This is a genomic window from Streptomyces sp. NPDC001204 (assembly GCF_053598035.1).
In genome coordinates, this window is record NZ_JBSFJL010000003.1 from 175,651 (window position 1) to 199,543 (window position 23,893).

At 72.7% G+C, this 23,893-nt stretch carries 20 protein-coding genes; 12 read left to right on the forward strand and 8 right to left on the reverse strand.

Translation table 11 applies throughout. The features are described 5' to 3' along the window. The first annotated feature begins 31 nt into the window (after positions 1–31). The gene (locus ACWC91_RS06235; protein WP_225076147.1) at positions 32–1,567 is read left to right on the forward strand and encodes a cytochrome P450; all 1,536 of its coding nucleotides are present in this window, start codon (positions 32–34) and stop codon (positions 1,565–1,567) included. On the opposite strand, the gene ACWC91_RS06240 is transcribed toward ACWC91_RS06235, so the two are convergent. Continuing rightward, positions 1,561–2,514 (reverse strand): RluA family pseudouridine synthase, encoded by a 954-nt coding sequence (locus ACWC91_RS06240; protein ID WP_225076148.1) that lies wholly within the window; start codon positions 2,512–2,514, stop codon positions 1,561–1,563. The genes ACWC91_RS06235 and ACWC91_RS06240 overlap by 7 nt on opposite strands. 78 nt (positions 2,515–2,592) lie before the next feature. Here ACWC91_RS06240 and ACWC91_RS06245 point away from each other — a divergent pair, with 78 nt between their 5' ends. The 4 genes from ACWC91_RS06245 to ACWC91_RS06260 all read left to right on the forward strand — a co-directional run bounded on the left by ACWC91_RS06245 (position 2,593) and on the right by ACWC91_RS06260 (position 5,926). Further along, the gene (locus ACWC91_RS06245; RefSeq protein WP_450642057.1) at positions 2,593–3,174 is read left to right on the forward strand and encodes a GNAT family N-acetyltransferase; all 582 of its coding nucleotides are present in this window, start codon (positions 2,593–2,595) and stop codon (positions 3,172–3,174) included. A 108-nt stretch (positions 3,175–3,282) separates the two neighbouring features. After that, positions 3,283–3,930 (forward strand): PadR family transcriptional regulator, encoded by a 648-nt coding sequence (locus ACWC91_RS06250; protein WP_450642059.1) that lies wholly within the window; start codon positions 3,283–3,285, stop codon positions 3,928–3,930. Positions 3,931–4,124: 194 nt separating this feature from the next. Next, positions 4,125–5,153 (forward strand): ATP-binding cassette domain-containing protein, encoded by a 1,029-nt coding sequence (locus ACWC91_RS06255; RefSeq protein ID WP_450642061.1) that lies wholly within the window; start codon positions 4,125–4,127, stop codon positions 5,151–5,153. Further along, positions 5,150–5,926: an ABC transporter permease gene (locus tag ACWC91_RS06260; protein ID WP_450642063.1), complete on the forward strand. Its 777-nt coding sequence runs from the start codon at positions 5,150–5,152 to the stop codon at positions 5,924–5,926. The genes ACWC91_RS06255 and ACWC91_RS06260 overlap by 4 nt, the downstream gene beginning before the upstream one ends. 52 nt (positions 5,927–5,978) lie before the next feature. On the opposite strand, the gene ACWC91_RS06265 is transcribed toward ACWC91_RS06260, so the two are convergent. Together ACWC91_RS06265 and ACWC91_RS06270 are read right to left on the reverse strand one after the other, a co-directional pair. After that, positions 5,979–6,824 (reverse strand): siderophore-interacting protein, encoded by an 846-nt coding sequence (locus ACWC91_RS06265; RefSeq protein ID WP_225076153.1) that lies wholly within the window; start codon positions 6,822–6,824, stop codon positions 5,979–5,981. Positions 6,825–6,928: 104 nt separating this feature from the next. Continuing rightward, positions 6,929–7,858 carry a 5'-3' exonuclease gene (locus ACWC91_RS06270; RefSeq protein ID WP_225076296.1) on the reverse strand — a complete coding sequence of 310 codons (930 nt, stop codon included), beginning with the start codon at positions 7,856–7,858 and terminating at the stop codon, positions 6,929–6,931. Between the two features lie 204 nt (positions 7,859–8,062). Here ACWC91_RS06270 and ACWC91_RS06275 point away from each other — a divergent pair, with 204 nt between their 5' ends. The 4 genes from ACWC91_RS06275 to ACWC91_RS06290 all read left to right on the forward strand — a co-directional run bounded on the left by ACWC91_RS06275 (position 8,063) and on the right by ACWC91_RS06290 (position 13,341). Continuing rightward, on the forward strand, positions 8,063–9,151 hold the full coding sequence (locus ACWC91_RS06275; RefSeq protein WP_225076154.1) for a quaternary amine ABC transporter ATP-binding protein: 1,089 nt from the start codon (positions 8,063–8,065) through the stop codon (positions 9,149–9,151). Then, the gene (locus ACWC91_RS06280) at positions 9,144–11,762 is read left to right on the forward strand and encodes an ABC transporter permease/substrate binding protein (RefSeq protein WP_450642065.1); all 2,619 of its coding nucleotides are present in this window, start codon (positions 9,144–9,146) and stop codon (positions 11,760–11,762) included. Before ACWC91_RS06275 ends, ACWC91_RS06280 begins: the two co-directional genes overlap by 8 nt. Positions 11,763–12,055: 293 nt before the next feature. After that, the gene (locus tag ACWC91_RS06285; RefSeq protein WP_225076156.1) at positions 12,056–12,622 is read left to right on the forward strand and encodes a helix-turn-helix domain-containing protein; all 567 of its coding nucleotides are present in this window, start codon (positions 12,056–12,058) and stop codon (positions 12,620–12,622) included. Further along, complete coding sequence (locus tag ACWC91_RS06290) at positions 12,622–13,341, forward strand: helical backbone metal receptor (protein WP_450642066.1); 720 nt, start codon at positions 12,622–12,624, stop codon at positions 13,339–13,341. Before ACWC91_RS06285 ends, ACWC91_RS06290 begins: the two co-directional genes overlap by 1 nt. Here the strand turns inward: ACWC91_RS06290 and ACWC91_RS06295 are convergent. Next, positions 13,253–14,425 (reverse strand): TDT family transporter, encoded by a 1,173-nt coding sequence (locus tag ACWC91_RS06295; RefSeq protein WP_376501629.1) that lies wholly within the window; start codon positions 14,423–14,425, stop codon positions 13,253–13,255. The genes ACWC91_RS06290 and ACWC91_RS06295 overlap by 89 nt on opposite strands. A 70-nt stretch (positions 14,426–14,495) precedes the next feature. Here ACWC91_RS06295 and ACWC91_RS06300 point away from each other — a divergent pair, with 70 nt between their 5' ends. Next, positions 14,496–15,491, forward strand: a complete 996-nt coding sequence (locus tag ACWC91_RS06300) for a LysR family transcriptional regulator (protein ID WP_225076159.1) — start codon at positions 14,496–14,498, stop codon at positions 15,489–15,491. A 339-nt stretch (positions 15,492–15,830) separates the two neighbouring features. On the opposite strand, the gene ACWC91_RS06305 is transcribed toward ACWC91_RS06300, so the two are convergent. Genes ACWC91_RS06305 through ACWC91_RS06315 form a run of 3 tightly spaced genes read right to left on the reverse strand, consistent with a single transcriptional unit; the run spans position 15,831 to position 20,044 of the window. Beyond that, positions 15,831–16,931: a C45 family autoproteolytic acyltransferase/hydolase gene (locus ACWC91_RS06305; RefSeq protein ID WP_376501627.1), complete on the reverse strand. Its 1,101-nt coding sequence runs from the start codon at positions 16,929–16,931 to the stop codon at positions 15,831–15,833. Continuing rightward, on the reverse strand, positions 16,928–18,556 hold the full coding sequence (locus ACWC91_RS06310) for an amidohydrolase (protein WP_450642275.1): 1,629 nt from the start codon (positions 18,554–18,556) through the stop codon (positions 16,928–16,930). The genes ACWC91_RS06305 and ACWC91_RS06310 overlap by 4 nt, the downstream gene beginning before the upstream one ends. Positions 18,557–18,580: 24 nt before the next feature. After that, on the reverse strand, positions 18,581–20,044 hold the full coding sequence (locus ACWC91_RS06315) for a purine-cytosine permease family protein (RefSeq protein ID WP_376501622.1): 1,464 nt from the start codon (positions 20,042–20,044) through the stop codon (positions 18,581–18,583). Positions 20,045–20,178: 134 nt separating this feature from the next. Between ACWC91_RS06315 and ACWC91_RS06320 the strand changes: the two genes are divergently transcribed. Continuing rightward, on the forward strand, positions 20,179–20,811 hold the full coding sequence (locus ACWC91_RS06320) for a TetR/AcrR family transcriptional regulator (RefSeq protein ID WP_376501620.1): 633 nt from the start codon (positions 20,179–20,181) through the stop codon (positions 20,809–20,811). Positions 20,812–20,952: 141 nt separating this feature from the next. Further along, positions 20,953–21,864 carry a DUF2510 domain-containing protein gene (locus tag ACWC91_RS06325; RefSeq protein WP_281154459.1) on the forward strand — a complete coding sequence of 304 codons (912 nt, stop codon included), beginning with the start codon at positions 20,953–20,955 and terminating at the stop codon, positions 21,862–21,864. Between the two features lie 87 nt (positions 21,865–21,951). Here the strand turns inward: ACWC91_RS06325 and ACWC91_RS06330 are convergent, their stop codons facing one another. Continuing rightward, positions 21,952–23,154 (reverse strand): amino acid deaminase/aldolase, encoded by a 1,203-nt coding sequence (locus ACWC91_RS06330; RefSeq protein WP_450642273.1) that lies wholly within the window; start codon positions 23,152–23,154, stop codon positions 21,952–21,954. Positions 23,155–23,893: the final 739 nt, after the last annotated feature.

A 23,893-nucleotide genomic window follows, 5' to 3' on the forward strand; every position in this document is an offset into this window, starting at 1 on the left:
ACACCTCTTCCGTTTTCCGAAAGCGACCGCTGTGACGCCTGAACCCCAATCCCCGACCGGTCCGGACGACTTCGCCCTCGACCCGCCCCCCGGCTGCCCCGCGCACGGCACCGGGCCCGGAGGACTGCACCGGCTCCACGAGGCGCGGGACATGAGAGCGCTCTACGAGCAACTGCGCGACCAGTACGGACCGGTGGCGCCCGTACTGCTCCACGACGACGTGCCGATGTGGGTGGTCCTCGGCCACGCCGAGAACCTGCACATGGTGAGCACCCCGTCGCAGTTCACCAAGGACAGCCGTATCTGGACGCCGCTCAGGGACGGCACGGTCAAGCCCGATCACCCGCTCATGCCGCACATCGCCTGGCAGCCGATCTGCGCACACGCCGAGGGCGAGGAACTCAAGCGGCTGCGCGGCGCCGTCCAGGGCGCCCTGGAGTTCATCGACTTCCGCGCCCTGCGCCGCCACATCGGCCGGGCCACCCAGCGCCTGGTCAACCGGTTCTGCGAGACGGGCCGCGCCGACCTCGTCGCCCAGTTCACCGAGCATCTGCCCATGGCGGTGATGTGCCAGGTCCTCGGCATGCCCGAGGAGTACGACGACCGGATCGTGCAGGCCGCCCGCGACATGCTCAAGGGCACCGAGACCGCGATCGCCAGCAACGAGTACATCATGGACTGCCTGCTGCGGGTCACCGCCCGCCGCCGGGCCCGGCCCGAGGACGACCTCACCAGCCACCTCATCGAGCAGCCGGCGGGGCTGACCGACGAGGAGGTCGGCCAGCACCTGCGGGTCGTGCTCATCGGCACCTACGAGGCCACCGCCAACCTGCTGGCCAACACCGTGCGCCGGGTCCTGACCGAGCCGGGCTTCCGGGCCCAGCTCAACGGCGGCCAGATGACGGTGCCGGAGGCGGTCGAGCAGTCCTTGTGGGACGAGCCGCCGTTCAGCACCATCTTCGGCTACTTCGCCAAGCAGGAGACCGAGCTCGGTGGCCGGCGCATCCGCCGGGGCGACGGGCTGCTGCTGGGCATCGCGCCGGGCAACGTCGATCCCCGGGTGCGGCCGGGCCCGACGGCGGACATGCAGGGCAACCGTTCCCACCTCGCCTTCGGCGGCGGCCCGCACGAGTGTCCCGGCCAGGACGTCGGGCGCGCCATCGCCGACGTGGGCGTCGACATGCTGCTGACCCGGCTGCCGGACGTCCGGCTCGACCGCGACGAGGCGGAGCTGCGGTGGACGGAGTCGATCGCCTCCCGCCATCTGGTGGAGCTGCCGGTGCGGTTCACGCCGCGGCCGCAGCAGGACGAGAGAGCGAAGCCGAGCCACACCCCGCACCCTGTCGCGCCGCCGCGCCCGGCCTGGGAGGTCGGCGCCGGGTCCGCTCGGCAGCGGCCGGAGCCGTCGACTGAGCCGTCATCAGTGCCGTCACCCGAGCCGCCGCCCGCGCCCCCGGCGGCGCAGGAGCCGCCGGGCGCCGGGGAGCCGAACCCCGCACCGGTCGCCCCCGCGGCCCGCCCCCAGGGTGCCTGGCAGCGCTTCCTGCGCTGGTGGCGCGGTTACTGACCGGCGGCCCACCCTGCGAAGTCGGACCAGGCCTGGAGCACCCTTCCGCTGGTGAACCGGTGCTCCGCCCCTGTGACCGGATCCGTGAACTCCAGCGTCCGCGCGAGCAGTTGCAGAGGGCGCCGGAAGTCGCCGGCCGGCACGGGGGCGGTCACCACCGGGTAGAGCGGGTCGCCCAGGATCGGCACGCCCAGCGCGTTCATGTGCACCCGTAGCTGGTGCGTCTGTCCGGTGGCGGGCACCAGCCGGTACCGTCCCAGCCCGTCCGCGCGGTGTTCGGCCAGTTCCACACGCGTGACGGCGTTCGGCTCGCCCGCCACCTCGCGCGCGGCCTGCACCCCGCGCTCCTTCACGATCCGGCTGCGCACGGTCCGCGGCAGGGCCGGCGCCGGGTCGTAAGGGGCCACCGCCTCGTACTCCTTGCGCACCAGCCGGTCGCGGAACAGCGTCTGGTAGGCGCCGCGCTCCTCGGGCCGCACCGTGAACAGCACCAGCCCGGCGGTGAGCCGGTCCAGGCGGTGCGCTGCGCTCAGGGCCGGGATCCCCAGCTCCCGCCGCAGTCGCGCCAGCGCCGTCTCGGTGACGTGCGAGCCGCGCGGGGTGGTGGCGAGGAAGTGCGGCTTGTCGACGACGACGAGGTGCTCGTCGCGGTGCACGACCCGAAGCGGGAACGGCACCGGCACCTCCTCGGGCAGCTCCCGGTGGAACCACACGTACATCCCCGGCTCGTACGGCGCGTCGGGCGCCACCGCCCGTCCGTCGGCCCCGACGACCCGGCCCGCGTCGACCATGGCCCCGACCACTCCGGGGCCGGCCCCCGACAGCCGCTCCACCAGATACGCCCGCACGGTGGTCCAGGCTCCCGCGGCGGGCAGCCGGACCCGCACCGGGTCCACCCCGTGGCGCTGGGGCAGGGGAGAGGGCGGGGTACGGGTCTTGCGTCGCATCGACCGAAGCCTACGAGGCCGCCCACGGCCCGGGAAAACCACTGCGCCGGCGGCCTTCGCGTGGGCAGGATACGGGCCATGCCTTTTCTCACCAGCCCGGTACTTCCCGCCGGCACCTTCGCGCGCGCCGCGCAGCCCACCATGCCCACCGGCGACGGTCTCCTCCTGCGGCCCTGGACGCCCGAGGACGCGCCCGTCGTCCACGACGTCTTCCAGGACCCGGTCATGCACCAGTGGCACGCCAGGGCCGCCGAGTCCGAGTCCGAGGCGGCCGGCTGGATCGAGGAGTGGTGTGCCGCCTGGGCGGCGGACCGGGAGGCCCAGTGGGCGGTGGCCCACGCGGACACCGGCCGCCTGGTGGGGCGGGTCGCGCTGCGCGAGGTGCGGTTCGAGGACGGCGCGGCGGAGGTGGCGTACTGGACCGCTCCGGCGGCCCGTGGCCGGGGCGTGGCCTCACGCGCCACCACGGCCCTCGTCCACTGGGCGTTCGAGGACACCGGGTTCCACCGCCTTGAGCTCCTGCACTCCGTGCGCAACGGCGCCTCCTGCCGCGTCGCCACCAGGACCGGCTTCGCCCTGGAAGGCACCAAACGCAGTTCGGGCCTCCACGCGGACGGCTGGCACGACATGCATCTGCACGCGCGCGTCCGGGGGGACTGAGGCGGAGTTCCCGCTCCTTGGAGCACCACGATATATCGCGTGTATTGACGGAGGGGGCGAGGTCGCGATATGTTCGGCTACGGATATTCGGAAGCGAGGTGATCGGGTATGGCCGGCGGGCGCAGGAAGTTGAGCAATCCGCTCGCGCTGACCGTGATGACCACGCTCTGGCAGAAGCCCATGCACCCCTACGAGATCGCGCAGACCCTGCGCCGCCAGGGCAAGGACGCCAGCACCAAGATCAACTACGGCTCGCTCTACACGGTCGTGCAGAACCTCGAGGAGCGCGGCTTCGTCGAGGTGGTCGACGTGGAGCGGCGGGGCAACCGCCCCGAGCGCACGATCTACGCGCTCACCGAGTCCGGCCGTGAGGAGATGACGCGGTGGCTGTCGGACCTCGTCGCCGTACCGGCCAAGGAGTACCCGATCTTCGAGACCGCGCTCTCGCTGCTGGGGGCCCTGCCCCCGGACGACGTCGTGCGGCTGCTGGAGGAGCGGCTGACCACCCTGGAAATGCGGGTGGCGAGCGGACGGGCGGTGCTGGACAAGCTCTACGAGACGCTGCCGCGCCTGTTCCTCGTCGAGGTCGAGTACCACCAGCACATGGCCGAGGCGGAGACGGAGTGGGTCCGCGCTTTCGCCCGCGAGATCCGCGAGGGCTCGCTGCCGGGCGTCGAGAGCTGGCGCCGCTTCCACGAGACGGGGGAGATCCCCGCGGAGTTCAAGGAAGCCGAGGAACGCCACTACCAGAAGTGAACCGTCAATGAGACAGACCCCGGCAGGGCTGTTGCAGCAGCCCCGCCAGGGTCTCGAACCCCGAGCCGAATCCACCGTGAGGCTTCTCCGGGCGATCGAGGTGCGGCACACCCAGGATAGCCCGGCGCTCTCACGTGGATCATTCGGCGATCTTCGCCACCCATCCACAACCACTCGTCCAGGAGAGCTCCGCCATGAGTCCCACCCGTGCGCCCGCCGTCGAGGCACGTCGGCTGACCAAGACCTATCCCGGTGACGTCACCGCCCTGAACGGCATGGACATCACCGTCGAGCCGGGCACCGTCTTCGGTCTCCTCGGCCCGAACGGCGCCGGCAAGTCCACCACCGTCAAGATCCTCACCACCCTGGCCCGCCCCGACTCCGGCGAGGCGGCCGTGGCCGGCCACGACGTGCTGCGCCACCCGGACCGGGTGCGGCGTGCCATCGGCGTGGTCGCGCAGAGCTCGGGCGCCGACCCGGTCGCCACCGGCCGCGAGAACCTCCGGCTCCAGGGAAGGCTCTACGGACTGAGGGGCGCCGACCTGGACCGCCGGGTCGACGGACTGCTGGAGCGGTTCAGCCTCGCCGACGCCGCCCGCCGCCCCGTCAAGGGCTACTCCGGCGGTATGCGGCGGCGCCTGGACGTCGCCCTCGGACTGGTGCACCGGCCCGAGGTCCTCTTCCTCGACGAGCCCACCACCGGCCTCGACCCGGAGGCCCGTACGGCGATGTGGGACGAGATCGGCCGCCTGGCCGGCGAGGAGGGCCTGACCATCCTGCTGACCACGCACTATTTGGAGGAGGCCGACCGGCTCGCCGAGCGCATCGCCATCGTCGACCGCGGCCGGGTCGTCGTCGAGGGCACCCCGGACTCCCTCAAGGGCGAACTGCGCGGCGACGCGGTCCACGTGGAGCTGCGCGAGGCGGTCGGCGAGGCCGGGCGTACGGTGCTCGGCAGCGCTCTGGGCGCCCTGCCCGGCGTGCACGAGGTGCTGATCGACGGACGCCGGATCAGCGCCCGCGCCGACGACGGAGCCGCCGCCATGCCCGCCCTCCTCGCGGGCCTGGAGCGCGCCGGGGTCGCCGTGACCGCGGCGACCGTGGCCCGCCCCTCCCTCGACGACGTCTACCTCCGCTACGCGGGCCGGCGTTATGCCGAGGCGGAGGCCGAGAGCGGAGCCCCCGGCACCGGGGCCCTCGCCCTCGCCGGAGGTGCGCGATGAGCACCGCGATCGCGCAGACCTGGTACATGACCCAGCGTCAGCTGACGGTGTTCGCGCGCCAGCCGGCCTACGCGGTCATCACGCTGATCCAGCCGGTGATCTGGCTGTTCCTGTTCGGCAACCTCTTCAGGAAGGTCGTCGAGCTCGGCGGCTTCGGCACCACCTCGTACCTGGACTACCTGGTGCCGGGCGTGGTGGTGATGAGCGCGCTCAGCTCCAACATGTGGGCCGGCATGGGCACGTTGGAGGAGATCCAGCGCGGCACGCTCAACCGGTTCCTGACCACCCCGGTCAGCCGGGCCGCCCTGATGAACGGCAACGTGGTCCACAACGGCCTGGTCACCGCCCTCCAGTCCGTCGTCATCGTGCTGCTCGGCCTGCTGGGCGGGGCCGACTACCCCGGAGGCGTCGGCGGCGTCCTGATCCTGGTGCTCGCCTCGGTGCTGCTGGGCACGGTCTTCGGGGCGCTTTCCAACGCGCTCGGAATGCTGGTGCAGGAGCGGGAGTCCATCATCGGGATCAACACCTTCCTGCTGCTGCCCCTGACGTTCCTGTCCTCCGCCTTCATGGCGCCCGCGCAGATGCCCGTCTGGATGCGCCACATCGCCGACTTCAACCCGCTCAACTGGGCGATGGTGGCGGGTCGTTCCGCGATGTCCGCGCATCCCGACTGGGGTGTCGTGGGGAGCCGGGGCGGTGCGCTGCTGGCCCTCGCGGTGGCCGCGGTGTGGCTGTCGATACGGACGTTCCGTTCCTACCAGCGGTCGGTCTGAGCCACGCGAGAGCGACGGTACCGACCCGGGTACCGCCGCTTTCGTACGTGGCTCACGCGGCCGGCGCCGCGCCCTCCTGCTCCGTCTCGATCCGGGCGTTCCAGTCGCGCTTGGAGGCCTGCCAGCCGTCCTCGTCGTGGCCGAGCCGCCAGTAGCCGGAGATCGACAGGTCCTCGCGGGGAACGGCGTGCTCGACCCGCAGCAGCCGGCGCAGTTCCTTCACGAACCCGGCCTCACCGTGCACGAACGCGTGCACCCGGCCCTCGGGGAACGGCAGCGCCCGTACGGCCTCCACCAGCGCCCGGCCGACGGGCCCCTCGCCGCGGTGCAGCCAGACCACCTCCACGTCGGAGTCGATCTTCTGCTCCTCCTCGGGACCCGCGACCTCGATGAAGGCGTGGGCCGTCGCGCCCTCGGGCAGTGCCTCCAGGGAGCGCGCGATCGCGGGCAGGGCGCTCTCGTCACCGGCCAGCAGATGCCAGTCGGCGCTCGCGTCCGGGGCGTAGGCGCCGCCGGGACCCAGGAAGTGCACGGTCTCGCCCGGCCGTGCCAGCAGCGACCAGGGGCCGGCCAGCCCCTCGTCGCCGTGGATGACGAAGTCCAGGGTCAGTTCGCGGTGGCCGGGGTCCCAGGCGCGCACCGTGTACGTCCGGGTCACCGGCCACTGCTCGCGCGGCAACTCCTCGCGGATCCGCTGAAGATCGAAGGGTTCCGGATAGGTGACCCCGTCGGGCGGGAACAGCAGCTTGACGTAGTGGTCCGTGCAGGTGTCCGCCGAGAAGTCCGCCAGGCCCTCCCCGCCGAGCACCACGCGCTGCATGTGCGGGGTCAGCCGTTCGGTCCGGACGACCTGCGCGGAGTGGGTCCTGCGCGGCTTGCGCGCCGGACGTTCTGCCATGACGGCCTCCCTGATTCCCCTTGCTTAGGTTTACCTAAGTTAACACCTCGCCCCGGTGAGTACCTCTCCCGTCCGGCCGCCGGCCGTGCGCGTCGCCGCAGCCGTCACGCCGGCAACGTGGCGAGCAGCCGCTGAAGCGAACCTCCCAGGCCCCAGCGGGCCGCCAGCTCCTCGAGCGCCGCCGGATCGCGCGGGGCGCGCGGCAGCGCCGTGTCCACGTCCGGCACCGGGACGTCGGCGGCGACGCGCACGACCTTCGGCGCCACCGCGAGATACGGCCGCGCCTCGTCGAGCCGCCTGCGCTGCGACGGCGTGAGCTTCGCCTCCGGGTCGTCGACGGCCGCCATGATCCCGGCCAGGTCGCCGAACTCGGCGAGCAGCCTGGCCGCCGTCTTCTCCCCGATGCCGGGCACGCCGGGCAGTCCGTCGCTCGGGTCGCCGCGCAGCAGCGCCAGATCCGCGTACCCCGGGCCGTCGACCCCATACTTCTCCCGCAGCGCCGCCTCGTCGGTGGCCTGGAGCGTGCCGACGCCCTTGACCGGGTACAGCACCCGCACCCCGCGGGCGTCGTCCACCAGCTGGTACAGGTCCCGGTCGCCGGTGACGATGTCGACCGGGCCCGTCGCCCGCGCGGTGAACGTGCCGATCACGTCGTCCGCCTCGTACCCTGCGACGCCCACGCGCGCGATGCCCACCGCGTCCAGGACGGACTCGATCACCGGGACCTGCGGGGACAGGGTGTCCGGCACCTCCTCCTCGTCCGGACCGCCGGTGTGCTCCACGGCCACCCGGTGCGCCTTGTAGGAGGGGATCAGCTCCACCCTCCAGGCCGGCCGCCAGTCGGCGTCCATACAGGCCACCAGGTGATCGGGCCGGTGGTCCTTGACCAGCCGGTCGATGAAGTCGAGCAGCCCGCGCACGGCGTTCACCGGCGTGCCGTCCGGGGCCCTGATCGACTCCGGGACGCCGAAATAGGCGCGGAAGTACAGGGAGGCGGTGTCGAGGAGCATCAGTCGTCCGGTCACGTCTCGCATCATGCCGTACGGCACCGACAGTCACCGGACGGCCGGGAACCGTGGATTCCACGTGAACGGAAGCCGAGGGCGATGTGAAGCAGGCCACGTTCGGTTTGAGCCAAACGGGTCTGGGCAGGCGCGCCTCGGATCGAAGGTGGTTGCTTTCTTCAACTGTTAGCGGCCCTCCGCATCCCGTTCCTGGCCCCGAGACAAGAGGTACGCGTGTCTTCAAGACTTCAGGCCCAGCACCTGTTCAAGGTGTTCGGCCGACGACCGGACGAGGCAGTCGAAAAGCTACGGCAGGGTGCCGACCGCGAGGACTTGCGCGCCGACGGCACCACCGCCGCCGTCATCGACGCCTCCTTCAGCGTCGATCCCGGCCAGATCTTCGTCGTCATGGGCCTGTCCGGTTCCGGCAAGTCCACGCTCCTGCGGATGCTGAACGGGCTGCTGGAGCCGACCGCCGGCAGCGTCAGCTTCGACGGCCAGGACCTGACCGCGCTCAGCGACCGCGAGCTGCGCGAGGTCCGCTCCAGGAAGATCAGCATGGTCTTCCAGCACTTCGCGCTCTTCCCGCACCGCAGCGTCCGTGAGAACGCCGCCTATGGCCTGGAAGTGCAGGGCGTGCCCCGCGCCGAGCGCGAACGCCGCGCCGACGAGGCGCTCGCCCTGTGCGGTCTGGCCGGCTGGGAGTCCTCCTGGCCCGACGAGCTCTCCGGCGGCATGCAGCAGCGGGTGGGCCTGGCCCGCGCCCTGGCCACCGACGCCGACCTGCTGCTGATGGACGAGTCCTTCAGCGCCCTGGACCCACTGATCCGGCGCGACATGCAGGACCAGCTGCTCCAGCTCCAGAAGACGCTCAAGAAGACGATCGTCTTCATCACCCACGACCTCAACGAGGCCATGCGCCTGGGCGACCGGATCGCCGTCATGCGCGACGGCCGCATCGTGCAGACCGGCACCGCCGAGGACATCCTGCTGCGCCCCGCCGACGACTACGTCGCCTCCTTCACCCAGGACGTCGACCGGTCCCGGGTGCTGACCGCGGAGTCGGTCATGGACCGCGACGTACGCGGTGACGAGGCGGACTGCGGCTGCGACACCGCGACCCCGCACACCCCGTTCACCGAGCTGTGCGCGATCAGCGCCCGCGTGCCCCACCCGGTCGCCGTGCTGGACGAGCACCGCGACCTCGTCGGCATCGTCCCGCGCCGGCGCCTCGTCGGCTTCCTGGGCGACGAGCAGAGTTCCCAGGTGAGCTGCGACGCGCCGCGGGACAAGGGCGGCGACAAGGCGGTGGCCCGTGCCTAGGATCCCGCTCGGCGACTGGGTCAACTCCGCGGTCGACTGGCTGCTCGGCCACATGTCCTGGCTCTTCGACTTCTTCAAGGCCGTGTTCACCGGCACCTACGACGGCATCAACGCCGTCCTCCAGGCGCCGGAGCCGCTGCTGCTCGCGGGCATCTTCGCCGTGCTCGCCTGGTGGCTGCGCGGCGCCTTCGCCGGAGTGCTCACCTTCGTGGGGTTCGCGTTCATCGACTCCATGGAGCTGTGGTCGGACGCGATGGTGACCCTGTCGCTGGTCCTCGTCGCCACGATCATCGCGCTGGTGATCTCGGTGCCGGTCGGCATCTGGGCGGCCCGCTCGGACCGGGTCAGCGCCTTCGTCCGGCCGGTCCTGGACTTCATGCAGACGCTGCCCGCGATGATCTACCTCATCCCGGCCATCCTGTTCTTCGGCACGGGCGCCTCCGCGGGCATCGTCGCCACCCTGATCTTCGCCCTCGCGCCCGGCGTCCGCATGACCGAGCTGGGCATCCGCCAGGTCGACAAGGAACTGGTCGAGGCGGCCGAGGCGTTCGGCACCACGCCCCGCAACACGCTGCTGCGCGTCCAGCTGCCGCTGGCGCTGCCCACCGTGATGGCCGGCGTCAACCAGGTGATCATGCTCGGCCTGTCCATGGCCGCGATCGCCGGCATGGTCGGCACCGGCGGCCTCGGCGGCGACGTCAACGAGGCCATCGGTCAGCTCAACGTCGGCCTCGGCTCCGAGTCCGGCATCGCCATCGTGATCCTCGCGATCTACCTCGACCGCATGACCAGCGCCCTGGGCACCGAGGTCTCGCCGCTCGGCCGGCGCGCCGCCGCCAAGGCGCGGGCCGTCAAGGGCCTGAAGATCTGGTCCTACCGGCCGCAGCCGCAGATCGCCGTGATCGGCGTGGTGATCCTCGCCCTGGTCGCGGGCGGCATGGGCCTCTTCGCGGGAGGCAGCGGCAGCGCGACCGCCGGCGACGGCAGCGACGTCGGCCGCGGCAAGAAGATCACCATCGGATACATCCCGTGGGACGAGGGCGTCGCGTCCACCTTCCTGTGGAAGGAGATCCTCGAACAGCGCGGCTACCAGGTGGACGCCCGCCAGTTCGACGCCGGACCGCTCTACACCGCGCTCGCCCAGGGCAACGTCGACTTCGAGACGGACTCCTGGCTGCCGACGACCCACGCCCAGTACTGGAAGAAGTACGGCAGCCGGCTCGACGACCTCGGCTCCTGGTACGGCCCGACGTCCCTGGAGCTGACCGTCCCCTCGTACATGAAGGACGTGAACTCGCTCGAGGACCTCAAGGGCAAGGCGGCCCAGTTCGGCGGGAAGATCACCGGCATCGAGTCCAGCGCCGGCATGATGGCCCTGCTCAAGAGCAAGGTCCTCAAGGACTACGGCCTGGACAAGGAGTACAAGGTCGTCGACAGCTCCACGCCCGCCATGCTGGCCGAGCTCAAGCGCGCCTACAGCAAGAAGGAACCGATCGTCGTCACGCTCTGGTCACCGCACTGGGCGTACAGCGACTTCGATCTGAAGAAGCTGAAGGACCCCAAGGGCTCCTGGGGCAAGGGCGACGGCGTGCACACGCTGGCCCGCAAGGGCTTCGCGGACGACGACCCGGTCGTCGGCGCGTGGCTGAAGAACTTCAAGCTGACCGAGAAGCAGCTCACCGGCCTCGAGGCCGAGATCAACAAGGCGGGCAAGGGCCGCCAGCAGGACGCCGTCCGCGCCTGGCTGAAGGACAACCCGGGCGTCGTCGACAAGCTCGCCCCGCTGCCCGGCGGCGACTCGGCCGCCAAGCCGGCGGAGGCCAAGCGCACCCTGAACGTCGCCTGGTTCCCGTGGGACGAGGACATCGCCGTCACCCACCTGTGGAAGAACGTCCTGGAACGCCGCGGCTACCGGATGAACCTGAAGCAGATGGACGTGGGCCCGGTCTACACCGGCCTGGCCGGTGGTGACATCGACCTCAACTTCGACGCCTGGCTGCCGTACGCCCAGAAGAACTACTGGGACAAGAACAAGGACAGACTCAGGGACCTCGGCACCTGGTACGAGCCGACCTCCCTGGAGATCGCCGTGCCGTCCTACGTCAAGGGCGTGAAGTCCCTGGAGGACCTCAAGGGCAAGGCGTCCACCTTCAACGGGAAGATCATCGGCATCGAGCCGGGCACCGGCGAGATGACCCTGCTGAAGGACAAGGTCCTGCCCGGCTACGGCCTGGACAAGGAGTACAAGGTCGTCGACGGCTCCACGCCCGCGATGCTCGCCGAGCTCAAGCGCGCGTACGCCAAGAAGCAGCCCGTGGCCGTGGTGCTGTGGTCGCCGCACTGGGCGTACAGCCGCTACGACCTCACCAAGCTCGCCGACGACAAGAAGCTCTTCGGCGAGGGCAACACCGTGCGCACCATCTCCAGCGCCAAGTTCCCCGAGCAGTACCCGCAGCTCACCAAGTGGATCAAGAACTTCAGGATGAGCGAGGACGAGCTCGGCAGCCTGGAGAGCGAGATCAACCAGCACGGTCAGGGCCACGAGGCCGAGGCCGTCACCGCCTGGCTGAAGCAGCACCCCGACGTCCCGGCGCGGATGACCCCGCAGTAGCCGCCGACCCGGACACCGCCGAAGGGGCGGGCCCGCCCCGCGTCGCCCTGCGATGCGGGGGACGGGCCCGCCCCGCACGCTTGTCCACAGAAGGAATCCGGCCAACCACGCAGAGCCACCCCCACGCGCCCGGGGCCCGCGCGATCCTTACAGGGACATGACGGCGACAGGAAACTGTTTGCCGAACATGCGTAGGGTGCAGAGAACTCATCAGAAGGAGTGCGCCCGGAGCCGGGCCCACGGGCAGCGGCCCACGAGCAGCGGACCGACGAGCGAAGGAGGGAGCCGGAGCGATGGGCGACAACAAAGAGCGGCCCCTTCGAGTGGGCGCGGCCGTCCGGCGGCGCCGCCGCGCGCTGGGGCTCACCCTCGCCGTGGTGGCCGACCGCAGCGGCCTGTCGGTCCCCTTCCTGAGCCAGATCGAGAACGACCGGGCCCGGCCCAGCCAGACCTCCCTGGAGAAGGTCGCCGACGCCCTGCGCACCACCGCGGTGGAACTGCTGGCGGCGGCCGACCCGGCGTGCAGCGTCGACGTCGTGCGCGCCGAGGTCACCGAGCTGGAACCCGAACCCCGGGTGCGCTCCCTGGTGCGCGGCCACCACCAGCTGCACGCCTCGGAGTTCACCGGGGACCACGACGCCGGCCGTGAATTCCAGCACCGCAACGACGAGTTGATGTACGTCGCCGACGGAGCGGTGGAGATCGAGGCGGAGGGCCGGGCCTACCGGCTGGCGCGCGGCGACACGATGTACCTCACCGGCGGGGTCCGCCACCGCTGGCGGGCGACCGTGGCCGACACCCGGGTGGTCGTGGTCGCGGTCGCCGAGCACATCGAGGCGGTACAGGACCGGTCGCGCTGATGCGGGTCGTCTCGCTGGTCCCCTCGCTCACCGAGGCGGTGGCCGTGTCCCTGCCCGGCGTGCTCGTCGGCGCCACCGACTGGTGCACTCATCCGGCCGGCCTCGACGTCACCCGGGTCGGCGGCACCAAGAACCCCAAGGTGGACCGGATCGCCGCCCTCGCCCCCGACCTGGTGATCGCCAACGAGGAGGAGAACCGGGCGCCGGACCTCGACGCCCTGCGCGCGGCGGGTCTGGAGGTCCTGGTGACCGAGATCAGGGACCTGCCGCAGGCCTTCCGCGAACTGGCGCGGGTGCTGCGCGCATGCGGCGGGACCGGCCGGCCCCGGTGGCTGGACGAGGCCGAGGCGGCCTGGTCGTCACCGCCCGTGCCCGGGGGCCGTACGACGGCCGTCGTACCGATCTGGCGGCGGCCCTGGATGGTGCTGGGCCGGGACACCTTCGCGGGTGACGTCCTGGCCCGCCTGGGCGTCGACCACCTCTACGCCCGGCACGCGGAGCGCTATCCGCGCGTCCCGCTGGAGGAACTGCGGGCGGCGGCGCCGGACGTCGTCGTACTGCCGGACGAGCCGTACCGCTTCACCGCCGACGACGGTCCCGAGGCCTTCCCCGGACTGCCCTGCGCGCTGGTCAGCGGGCGGCACCTGACGTGGTACGGGCCGTCACTGGCGCGGGCTCCACGGGTGCTGGGCGAGGCGCTGCGAGCAGCGCGCCGCTGATCAGCCCGCGGGCGGTGTGCACGCCCGCGGCGGCCCAGGCGGTCACGAGGACGGCGTACAGACCGACCGCGAGGGCGCTGTAGGCGGTGAGGTGGGTGTGCCGGGCGAGGGCCGCGGCGCCGGTGACGCAGGTGCCCACCGGGAACGTGAACGACCACCAGGTCATGGCGAAGCCCATGCCCTGGCGGGCGGCGCGCAGCACCTGGGCGGCGGCGAAGGCGAACCACATCAGCGCGAAGCCCATGACCGGGACGCCGTACAGCACGGCGAGCACGGCGAAACCGCCGGCGTACGGGGCCGGTACGACACCGGGTGCCGTATCCGCGAAGGCGCCGACGGCGGTGGTGGACTGCCCGAGCGGGCCGAGGACCAGGAACAGCGTCGGGGTCAGCGCGAGCGGCAGCGGGCCCGCCGTGAGCAGCCGGCCGAAGATCACCGGCAGTACGACCAGGGTCGCGAGCAGGCTGAGCCCGAACATCGCCACACACGCGAGGAGCAGGGTCGACCGGGCCTGTCCGGCCGGCAGGTGCGCCACGAGGGCGGGTCCCAGGGCGGCGGACACCATGGGTGCGACCAGCGGCAGCAGCCACACGGGCGTCGCCTGGTGCGGCTCGATCCGGTGGTGCACGACCATCAGGTACGGCACGGCCACGGCGGCCGTGAGCCCGACGGCCGTGCCGGCGGTGAACAGCACGGCGTCCAGGGCGACCGCGGCCGGGGTGCCGATCCAGTCCCGCCCGACGGACAGGGCGCCGCCGCCGACCGCCAGCAGGGCCATGGACAGACAGCCGTAGAACGGTGCCGCCGTCGCGTCCAGGAGGTGAGCGCGGGCCTGGTCGCGGTGGTGGGTCCAGTGCAGGGTGCGGGCGGTGAGCAGTGCCACGAGCACGACGAGGGAGAGGGCCCACACGGCGGTGCACACGGTGCGCAGTCCCGGGATGTGCGGCGGCAGCGCGGCGCCCGCGGTGCCGACGGCGGCGGTGCCCATGACGGAGGCGTACCAGTTGGGGCCCAGATGGCGGACGGCGGGGACGCGGGGCCGGGGTGCGGCCTGCCGGGGCAGGGTGTGGGCTGCGATGACCATGACTCCAGCTTTTCCCGGTCCATACGCTCCCACCAGGGGGTTTGTGTCTATCACGACATAAGCTGGCCTTATGAGGAGTACCGGGAGGACTGAGGTGAACGGAGGAGACGGCGCGGGACGGCGGCCGGGGACCTCGCTGGGCCACCGGGTGCCCGACCTGGGCGCGCTGGAGCTGTTGCTGGCGGTGGCGCGGCTGGGGAGCCTGGGCGGGGCCGCGCGGGAGCTGGGCATCACCCAGCCGGCGGCGAGCAGCCGGGTCCGTTCCATGGAGCGGCAGCTGGGTGTGGCGCTGGTGGACCGCTCGCCGCGCGGATCGCGGCTGACGGACGCCGGTGCGCTGGTCACCGACTGGGCGCGGCGGGTCGTCGAGGCGGCGGAGGCCTTCGACGCGGGCGCGCAGGCGCTGCGGGACCGGCGGGACTCGCGGCTGCGGGTGGCGGCCAGCATGACGATCGCGGAGTACCTGCTGCCGGGATGGCTGATCGCGCTGCGCACCCGGCGGCCGGACACGGCGGTGTCCCTGCTCGCCGGGAACTCGGCGGTGGTCGCGGAGCGGCTGCTGGCCAACGAGGCGGACCTGGGTTTCGTGGAGGGGGTGTCGGTGCCGTCCGGTCTCGACTCCGTCGTGATCGGCCACGACCGCCTGCTCGTGGTGACCGCGCCGGCCCACCCGTGGGCCCGACGCCGGCGGCCGTTGTCCGCGCAGGAACTGGCCACCACGCCGCTGATCCTGCGGGAGAAGGGCTCCGGCACCCGGCAGGTGCTGGACGCGGCGCTCGGCGGCCTGGCGCGCCCGCTGATCGAGCTGTCCTCCACGACGGCGGTGAAGGCCTCCGCGGTGAGCGGAGCGGGACCAGCCGTGCTCAGCGAACTCGCGGTGGGCGAGGAGCTGTCCCTGCGCCGGCTCGTTCCCGTGCCCGTGGACGGCGTCACCCTCGAACGCGACCTGCGCGCGGTCTGGCCCACCGGCCACCGCCCGGTGGGCCCGGCCCGCGAACTCCTGTCCCTGACACGCTCGGAAACCGGAACCGGAACCGGACAACGCACGAGGCCGGGGGCCGGCTGAGACGGGGGCCGCGGACCGGGTCGGGAGGCGCGCCGTGCCGGGCTGGGTCGGGCGTCCGGCGGCGGGGGTAGGAACCGGCCGTGTCGGGGAGAGGCGGTGGGTCCGGGCCGGGTTGGGAAGCCGTTGCGTCGGGCCGGGTTGGAAGTCCGCGGTACCGGGCTGGAGTTGGAGATCTGCCCCGCCGGGCCGAGACCGGGCTCCGGCCCTGGGTCAGGAGCCCGCCGCGCCAGGCCGAGGCCAGGAGCCCGCCGCGTCGGGCCGGGGTCAGGGACCCGCTCGCAGGCCGGGCTGGCCCCCGGCCTGCGAGCGGGTTCATGTTTCTGCTCTGTGGGAACCGGGTCAGGCGTGCAGTGAGCGCCAGGGGCGGGTCGTGTGCTCGGCGGGTGTGCCGTCGAGGATCTGTGCGGTGCGGGAGGCCGGGTCGAGTACGACGGTGGCCAGGCTCGCCCAGCGGCTGCCCGTAGGACCGGACATGTCCGGAACGCAGGTCACCGGTGGTTCCCCGGGGCCGGTCACCAACCGCTGGATCAGTTCGCCGGCACGCTCGACGGGATCGCGGGCGAGCCGGTCGCGGAGGAAGGCGTAGCGCTCGCCGGAGTCGGGCTGGTAGAGCCAGGTCTTCTCGTGCCGGGAGGGTACGGCGGTGAGGAAGTGGTTGGTGCGCAGATGCGTTCCCTCGGCCACCTCGGGCACCTCGAAGACCCCCACCGGGCTGAGGTCGAGGAGGACGGCGCTGTGTGCGTCGAAGAGCGTGAAGGACCCGGACGAAGTGAGGGGGGCCTCGCGCAGGATCTCCCGCGCGTGCTCGACGCTGCCGGCCTCCTCGAGGACGAGCGCGGCGAGGACGTGCACCGGGATGCCGCCGGCGCGGTCGTCCCGGTGGCCGAGGATGTTGAAGTGCAGGGCGAGTCCGGCGCTGTTCACGCCGATCTTGGCGAGGATGCCGTGCTCGGTGATGCCCACGTACCGGTGCGTGCCGCCGGCGGATTCGAGGGTGTGCCAGGAGGAGCTGAGCTCGACGTGCCAGTCCCAGGTCTGCACTCCGACGTGGGTGCTGCCCCCGTCGGAAGTCCGCAGCCGCCGCACGATGGTGGAGCACTCGCCGGGCGGGACGGCGCTGCCTCGGGCGAGGATCTCGGTGCGGGCGTTGAGCGAGGCGACCCGCCAGGGCTCGGCCCCGGCTCCCTCGGCGATGCCCTCGATCTGCTCGCGCAGGGCCGGGCGGAAGGCGCCGACGGCGTCCAGTGCGCGGTCGGCGTCGTCGCGGACCGTGGCCGGCCGGATGCCGGCGAGCGTGAAGAGCCGGTCGTAGGCGTCGAGGGTGCCGTGCAGCACGTCGGCGAGCTGCCGGCCCCGGATCCGGCCGCGCAGGCGGGGGTCGGCGCCGTCGGCGCTCACGTGCGGGCGGTGGTCGGGGCGGGGGTACGGTGCGGAGGTCACGAGGCGCGTTCCTGGGGCGTGTGCTGGAGGACGGAGCTGCCGACGACCGTGGCGAGCACGGGGTTGGCGGTCTGCTGTTCGGGGGTCAGGTCGAGGGGGTCGCGGGCGAACACGGCGAGGTCGGCCAGGTAGCCCGGCGCGATCCGGCCGAGCCGGTCGGCGGCGCCCGCCGCGACGGCCGGGGCACGGGTCATCCCGGCGTAGGCCTCCCGGGCGCTGATCCGCTGGCCGGGTTGGACGGGGGCGGCCGTCCGCTCCTCGACGGGCCGGCGCAACTGTGCGTCGGCGAGGGCGGTCCGCGGGTCCGCGATGCCGATGGGCCAGTCCGAACCGAGCGCCACCACGGCGCCGTGGTCCAGCAGGTCGCGGGTGCGCCAGCCGTGGGCGACCCGCTGCGGCCCGATCCGGCGGGACCAGTTGTCCTGCTGGTCGGCCCTGGTCATCCGGGTCGCGTGGACGGGCTGGAGCCCGGCGACGACGCCGAGCGCGGCGAAGCGGGGGAGCAGCTCGTCGGGGATCGACTCGATGTGCTCGATCCGGTGCGGGGCGGACGCGGCGTGGCCGGCCTCCTCGATCACGTCGAGGGCGGTGCGCACCGCCCGGTCGCCGATGGCGTGGGTGGCCGTGGGGATGCCGCGCTCGGTGAAGAACCGGACGGCCTCGCGGTAGCCCTCCACGTCCTTCCACAGCGGCCGCCGGTTCTGGCCGAGGACGTCGGGGTGCTCGAACCAGGCGGAGCCGTTGTCGGCGGTGCCGTCCAGCATGAGCTTGGCGCCCGCGACGTGCCAGCGGCGCCCGGCGAGTCCCTGCTGGGCGGCGACGGCCTCCCACACGTCCCGTCCCGAGTCGGCGGGCACGAGCGGTGAGCAGCGCACCCGCAGCGGAAGGTCCCCGTGCCTCTCGATTTCCCGGTAGACGTCCTCGGAGGGCGCGGTGAAGTCCAGCGCGTGCAGGCCGGTGAGGCCGGTCGCGGCGAACTCGCGCAGCCGGTCGGCGACATGGCCGGCCGCGACCGGGAGCGGCACCTCGGGGTAGTGGTCGAGGACGAGGTCCATGGCCTGGAGTTCGACGATGAAGCCGGTGGGCCGGCCGTCGGGTCCGACGACGATCTCGGAGGCGTCGTCGAAGGTCTCCGCGCCGGTCAGTCCGACGCGGTCGACCACGGCCGGACTGACCACGAGGGAGTGCGCGTCGCGGGTCATGAGCGAGATCGGCACGCCGGGGAAGCGCCGCCCCAGCGGGTGACCGGTGGGCTCCCCGTCGAAGACGTTGATGTCGAGGTCGAACCCGGTCACCCAGGCCTCGCGGCCCTGCTCCGCGATGCGGTCCTCGATGCGGGAGCACACCGCGTCGAGCGTGGTCAGGCCGCCGAGGTCCAGGCCGCTGCCGACCTCGATCGCCCCCCACACCGGATGGGCGTGGGAGTCGGTCAGTCCCGGCGTGAGGGTCGCTCCGGGGAATTCCAGCACGTCGGTGGCGGCGCCCGTCCAGTGGCGCAGGACGTCGTCCCCGCCGACGGCGACGATCCTGCCGTCCTGGACGGCCACCACGGTGTCCGTGGCCGGGCCGGGCGCGGGGTCGAAGTTCTCGATCCGTGCCGCACGCACGATGAGGTCGGCGTTCATGGGCGTTCTCTCCGTGCTGAGCGGTCAGTGCCGAGCGGTCGTGGGGGAGGGCGTCGGGGCGAAGGTGCCGAAGGCGCGGGACAGGGCCCAGTACAGGGCCGCCGAGCCGAGGACGCCGACGGGTATGGCGAGGTTGAGACCGTCCATGGCCGCGGAGACGGGGCCGGCCCAGAACGTGGAGCTGGCGCACAGCGTCGCCGCTGCGGCGCCGCCCAGGGTGGCGACCACACCGGCCCAGTTGACGCCCCCGCGGTACCAGAAGGGGCTCGTACGGCTCTGGTCGTGGAGGAGTTCGCCGTCGTAGCGGTTGCGGCGCAGGACGATGTCGGCGGCGTAGACGGTCATGCAGGGGCCGGTGACGATCACGACCAGCTCCATCATGGCGTTCACGGCGGTGAGGAAGTCGAAGACCAGGAGCGCGAACAGCGTCATGGTGGTGCCGATCACGCCGACCACCAGAACGGCGATCATCCGGGGCAGCCGCACGCCGATCGACTGCATGGACAGTCCTGAGCTGTAGGCGGTGAGGCCGTTGTTCGCCACGGTGTTCACCACCACCGCGGTGACGAAGACGGGCACGAACCAGTGCGGCATGACGTTCTCCAGCGCCGCCTGCGGGTCGCTCATGTCGAGCGTCGTGGCCGCGAGGGCCCCGATCGTCGTGAACACGACGCTCGGCAGGAACGCGCCGCACGCGGTCCACAGCGTGATGGCCCGCCCGCTGGTGTGCCGCGGCAGGTAGCGGGAGAGGTCCGGGCTGTTGGAGTACGACAGCGGGGCGGAGGCGACGATGGTGAAGCCGGAGGCCAGGACGACGAGGTGGCCGAGCCCGGTGAGCTGCTCGGCGGGCGTGTACGACCAGTTCGTGTGTCCGAGCACCATCACGCTCAGGGCGACGAAGACCATGGTGAGGACGATGGTCAGCGCCGTGTACAGGCGGACGATCGTCGCGTGTCCGTAGATCGCGACGAGGATGGTGGCGCCGGCGATCACGCAGACCACCGCGGCGTCCAGCGCGGCGGAGTCCGGCAGGCCGAGCCGTCCCGCCAGGCCGAGGCCGGCCACGGAGGCCGCCGACCAGTTCAGGGCGAGGTACAGCGAGGAGATCAGCCAGCCGGTGAGGGCGACGACGGCCTTGTTGCCGACGACGCCGTACATGGCCCGGGAGATGACGGAGCCCGAGGTGCCCGCGGCGGGGCCGCTGACGGCGATGAACCCGGTCAGGAGCCAGAAGAGGTTGCCGGTGACGATGACGGCCAGCGACTCCGCCAGGGACAGCCCCATCAGGACGAGGGTGCCCCCGACCACGAAGCTGAGGTAGCTCACGTTCGGCGCGGCCCAGACGGAGAACAGCTCACGCGCCGTACCGTGCCGCTCCGAGTCGGGCACGCAGTCGATGCCACGGCTCTCGACGAGTCCGGCCCGGTCACGTCCGGGGGCGGGGGCGGCCACGTCGGGGCCCGCCGGGGAGCGCGGGGAACGCTGCATGGGTGGTTCCTTCGAAGAGACGAAAAGACGGCACTGTCCTCGCCACCGAGGTGTCCGTGGGGTGCGGCCGAGGCCAGCCTTGTTGGTGTTGACACCAATAGACTGTTGGTGCGCCATCCAATAGTGTGATCGGCATGACGTCAACCCCCCGGGCCACGCGGACGCGGAAAACCGCGGCCGAGCGACGGACCGAGATCCTTCAGGCGGCGGCCCGCCTCGCGCTGGAGCGGGGTCTGGAGCGTGTGACGATGCAGCTCGTCGCCGACGAGCTGGGGGTGCGCCCCGGCCTGATCAGCCACTACTTCGCGACCATCGACGACCTGCTGTGCGACGCGTTCGTGCGCGCGGTCGCCCGTGAACGCGAGGCCCTGCTGCCGGAGGCCGAGGCCGGGCTGCCACCGGTGCGGCGGCTGAGCCGCCTGCTGCGCCGCCTCGGCGGCGAGGACTTCGTCGACCTCGGCCGGCTCTGGCTCAACGCCCGCCACCTCTCCCGCTACCGCCCGAACCTCCTGCGCGTCGTCGCCGAGCAGGAGGCGATCACGCGGGACGCCCTGACCGCCGTGATCGAGGACGGTGTGCGCGCGGGAGACTTCACCACCGACGACGCCCTCGGGGCGTGCGTGGTCATCCTCGTGGCGATCGACGGCCTCGGCTCCTACGCCAACGACGACACGCGGTTCACCCACCCCGCGCTCGACACCCTGCTGTTCACCACGGCCGAGCGTGAACTCGGGCTGGAGCCGGGACGGTTGCGTGACGGCGGCTGACGCGTGCGCGATCGCGGCTGATTCGGCGGTTTCAGCGGTTTCGGCGGACCGCGCACGCGAGCACGGTCTCCCGGACCGCTGCCCGTGGGGCCACCGGCCGATGAATCCGACGGACCGGGTGCATAGAGTGCCGGGGTGAGCATGACGCCCCCGCCCGGCTGGTACCGCGACCCCAACGCCCCCCACCTGGAACGCTGGTGGGACGGCACGGCCTGGACCGAGCACCGGCGCGCCCCCGGGCTGCCGGGGCTGCCGCCCGCGTCACCGCCCGGCGGCGCGGGGCCGTCCCGGGTCAAGGCCGTCGCCCTCGTCACCGCGGGTGCCGTCCTGGTCGCCGCGGTCGTCACGGGCGCGGTCCTGCTGGGCCGCGACGACAGGGGCGGCGGCACGGCGGACCCGGCCACCGGCACACGGTCCGCCACGCCCACGAGCGCCCCCACCGCCACCTCGTCGCCGTCCCCGGCAGCCTCCGCCGACGACGATCCCGCCGTCGCCGTCGACCAGCTCAACGGCATCACCCTGCCGCTGCCGGAGGGCTGGGAGAAACCGGAGAACATCGCCCAGGACGACGTCGTCATGACCACCCACGGCGTCTACGACTGCCCCGCCGGGGTGGGGCTGTGCCGGCACGGCCTGGTCATCACCCGCACGGCGACCGCGGCCGAGGGCACCACCCCCGAGACCCTGGCCAGGCGGGACATCCAGGACGCGGCCGACGAGGCGTACGAGCGGAACGCGATCGGCCAGCGCCTCTACGGAGGGATCACCTCCCAGCGGACCGTCGCGTCCGGGCAGGTCGCGGTCGCGGGCCGGGCCGGCTACTTCGTGCGCCGGCTGGTGGCAACGGCCAAGGGGCCGGGCGGTTACGTCGAGTCGCTCGTCTTCCCGTCCAGCGCCGGCACCCAGGCGCCGGTGCTCGTCCGCTTCGTCTTCGACGCCGGTCCGGACGGCCCGCCGCCGGCCGACATGGACAGGATCACCAAGGGCATCAGGCCCATCGGCGACGCCGCGACCGGCGGCGGCGTGGGCAGCAGCATCGGCCCGTCGAGCTGAGCCGGAGACACCGGAAGACCGGGGCCACGGGCTCCCGGGGGCCCGGGCTACGGGATGGAGTCCGTGGCTGCAGGAAGGAGTCCGGAGCTAGAGGAAGGTGTGCCCCTCGCCCCGGTACGTCGGCACCGCCGCCGTCACACGATCGCCCTCGACGAGGTGCAGCGTGTCGAACCGTTCGCACAACTCGCCCGCCTTGGCGTGCCGGAACCACACCTTGTCGCCGATCAGCAGGTCGTCGGCGGGGGAGCCGAGCAGCGGGGTCTGCACCTCGCCCGCACCCTCCTGGGGGTCGTAGCGCAGCCCCTCGGGCAGGTACGGCACCGGGAGCCGGTCCGCGCCGGCCGCGCCGGAGGCCGGGTAGCCGCCGCCCAGGACCGTGACGACCCCCACCCCCGGGCGCCGTACGACGGGCTGGGCGAACAGCGCCGCCGGACGGCCCCGGAACGACGTGTAGTTGTCGAAGAGCCGCGGGACGTACAGCCCGGAGCCCGCGGCGACCTCGGTGACCGCGTCCTCCGCCGCCGTGTGCTGCACGCTGCCGGTGCCGCCGCCGTTGACGAACTCCAGGTCCGGCGCCACGGCCCGGACCGCCCGCACCACGGCGGCGCGTCGCTCGGCGAGTTCCCTGCGCGCCGCCGCCTGCATCAGCCGGATCGCGCGCGAACGCAGCGGCCGCCCCGCGACCGCGTCGCCCACACCCGCCACATGCCCCTCGTACGCCATGATCCCCACGAGCGCGAACCCCGGCCGCCGGGCCACCGTACGGGCCATGTCGGCGATCTGGGTGGGGGAGTGCAGCGGGGAGCGGCGCGCGCCGACCCGCACGCGCCCGCCGAGCAGCCTCAGCGAGGTGTCCAACTCCAGGCAGACCCGGACGACTTCACGTCCGCCCTCGCGTGCGGCGTCGATCAGGTCCAGTTGCGCCGGGTCGTCGGCCATCACCGTGACGGCACGGGCGAGTTTGGGGTCGGCGGCGAGTTCGGCGTAGGCGGCGCGGTCGGCGGAGGGGTAGGCGAGCAGCACGTCCTCGAAGCCCGAGCGGGCCAGCCACAGGGACTCGGCGAGGGTGAACGACATGATGCCCGCGAAGCCGTCCTTCGCCAGGGCGCGTTCGAGCAGGGCCCGGCTGCGTACGGACTTGCTGGCGACCCGGATCGGCTTGCCGCCGGCCCGGCGGACGAGGTCGTCCGCGTTGGCGTCGAAGGCGTCCAGGTCCACGATCGCCACAGGGGCGTCGAGTTGGGCGGTGGCCCGGTCGTAACGGGCCCGGTCGGCGGCGCGCGCAGTCATGGGCGCAGCCTGCCAGACCTGATTACCGCAGGGTAGGGGGATGTTCCGGGCAGATCCCCCTGGGCTCCTGGACTGGTTCCCGCCGGGGCCGGGGCAGCCCGTAGAGTGACGCGCACGATCGGCGGAACCGCGAGGTGATTCCGGCCGCGGCGTTGAGCCGGGATGGCGGATCGCTCGTACGGGTATGCGTGTCCGGTGACGACGAGTCCGCGCCGGGCGGGGCGACGAGGACGGCCGTGCCCGGTGAAACGGCACGGGCACGAGGAAACGGGGGGTGCATGAGCACGGAAGCGCGCCACGCCCCCGTCCCCCCGCGGCCCGTCGGGCCCTCGGGTGGCGACGGCGACTCGGACACGACGGCACGCCCCACCGGTGCTCCGCCCACCCAGGCCGCGCCCGGCGCGGGCGAGGGCCCGGCACGGGCGGTGCCCGGCGGCGGTACGACGACGGAAGCGCGCGGCACTGCGGCGGGTTCGGCCGTTCCGGGCGGGGGTGGTTCCCCGCGCGGCACTGCGGAGGGTTCCGCCGCTCCCGCTGGGGCTGGTTCCCCGCGTGGTGTTTCGGCGGGTTCGGCCGCTCCTGCGGGGGGTGTCTCCGCGCGCGGCACTGCGGCGGGTTCGGCCGTTCCGGGCGGGGGTGCCTTCCCGCGCGGCACTGCGGAGGGTTCCGCCGCTCCCGCTGGGGCTGGTTCCCCGCGTGGTGTTTCGGCGGGTTCGGCCGCTCCTGCGGGGGGTGTCTG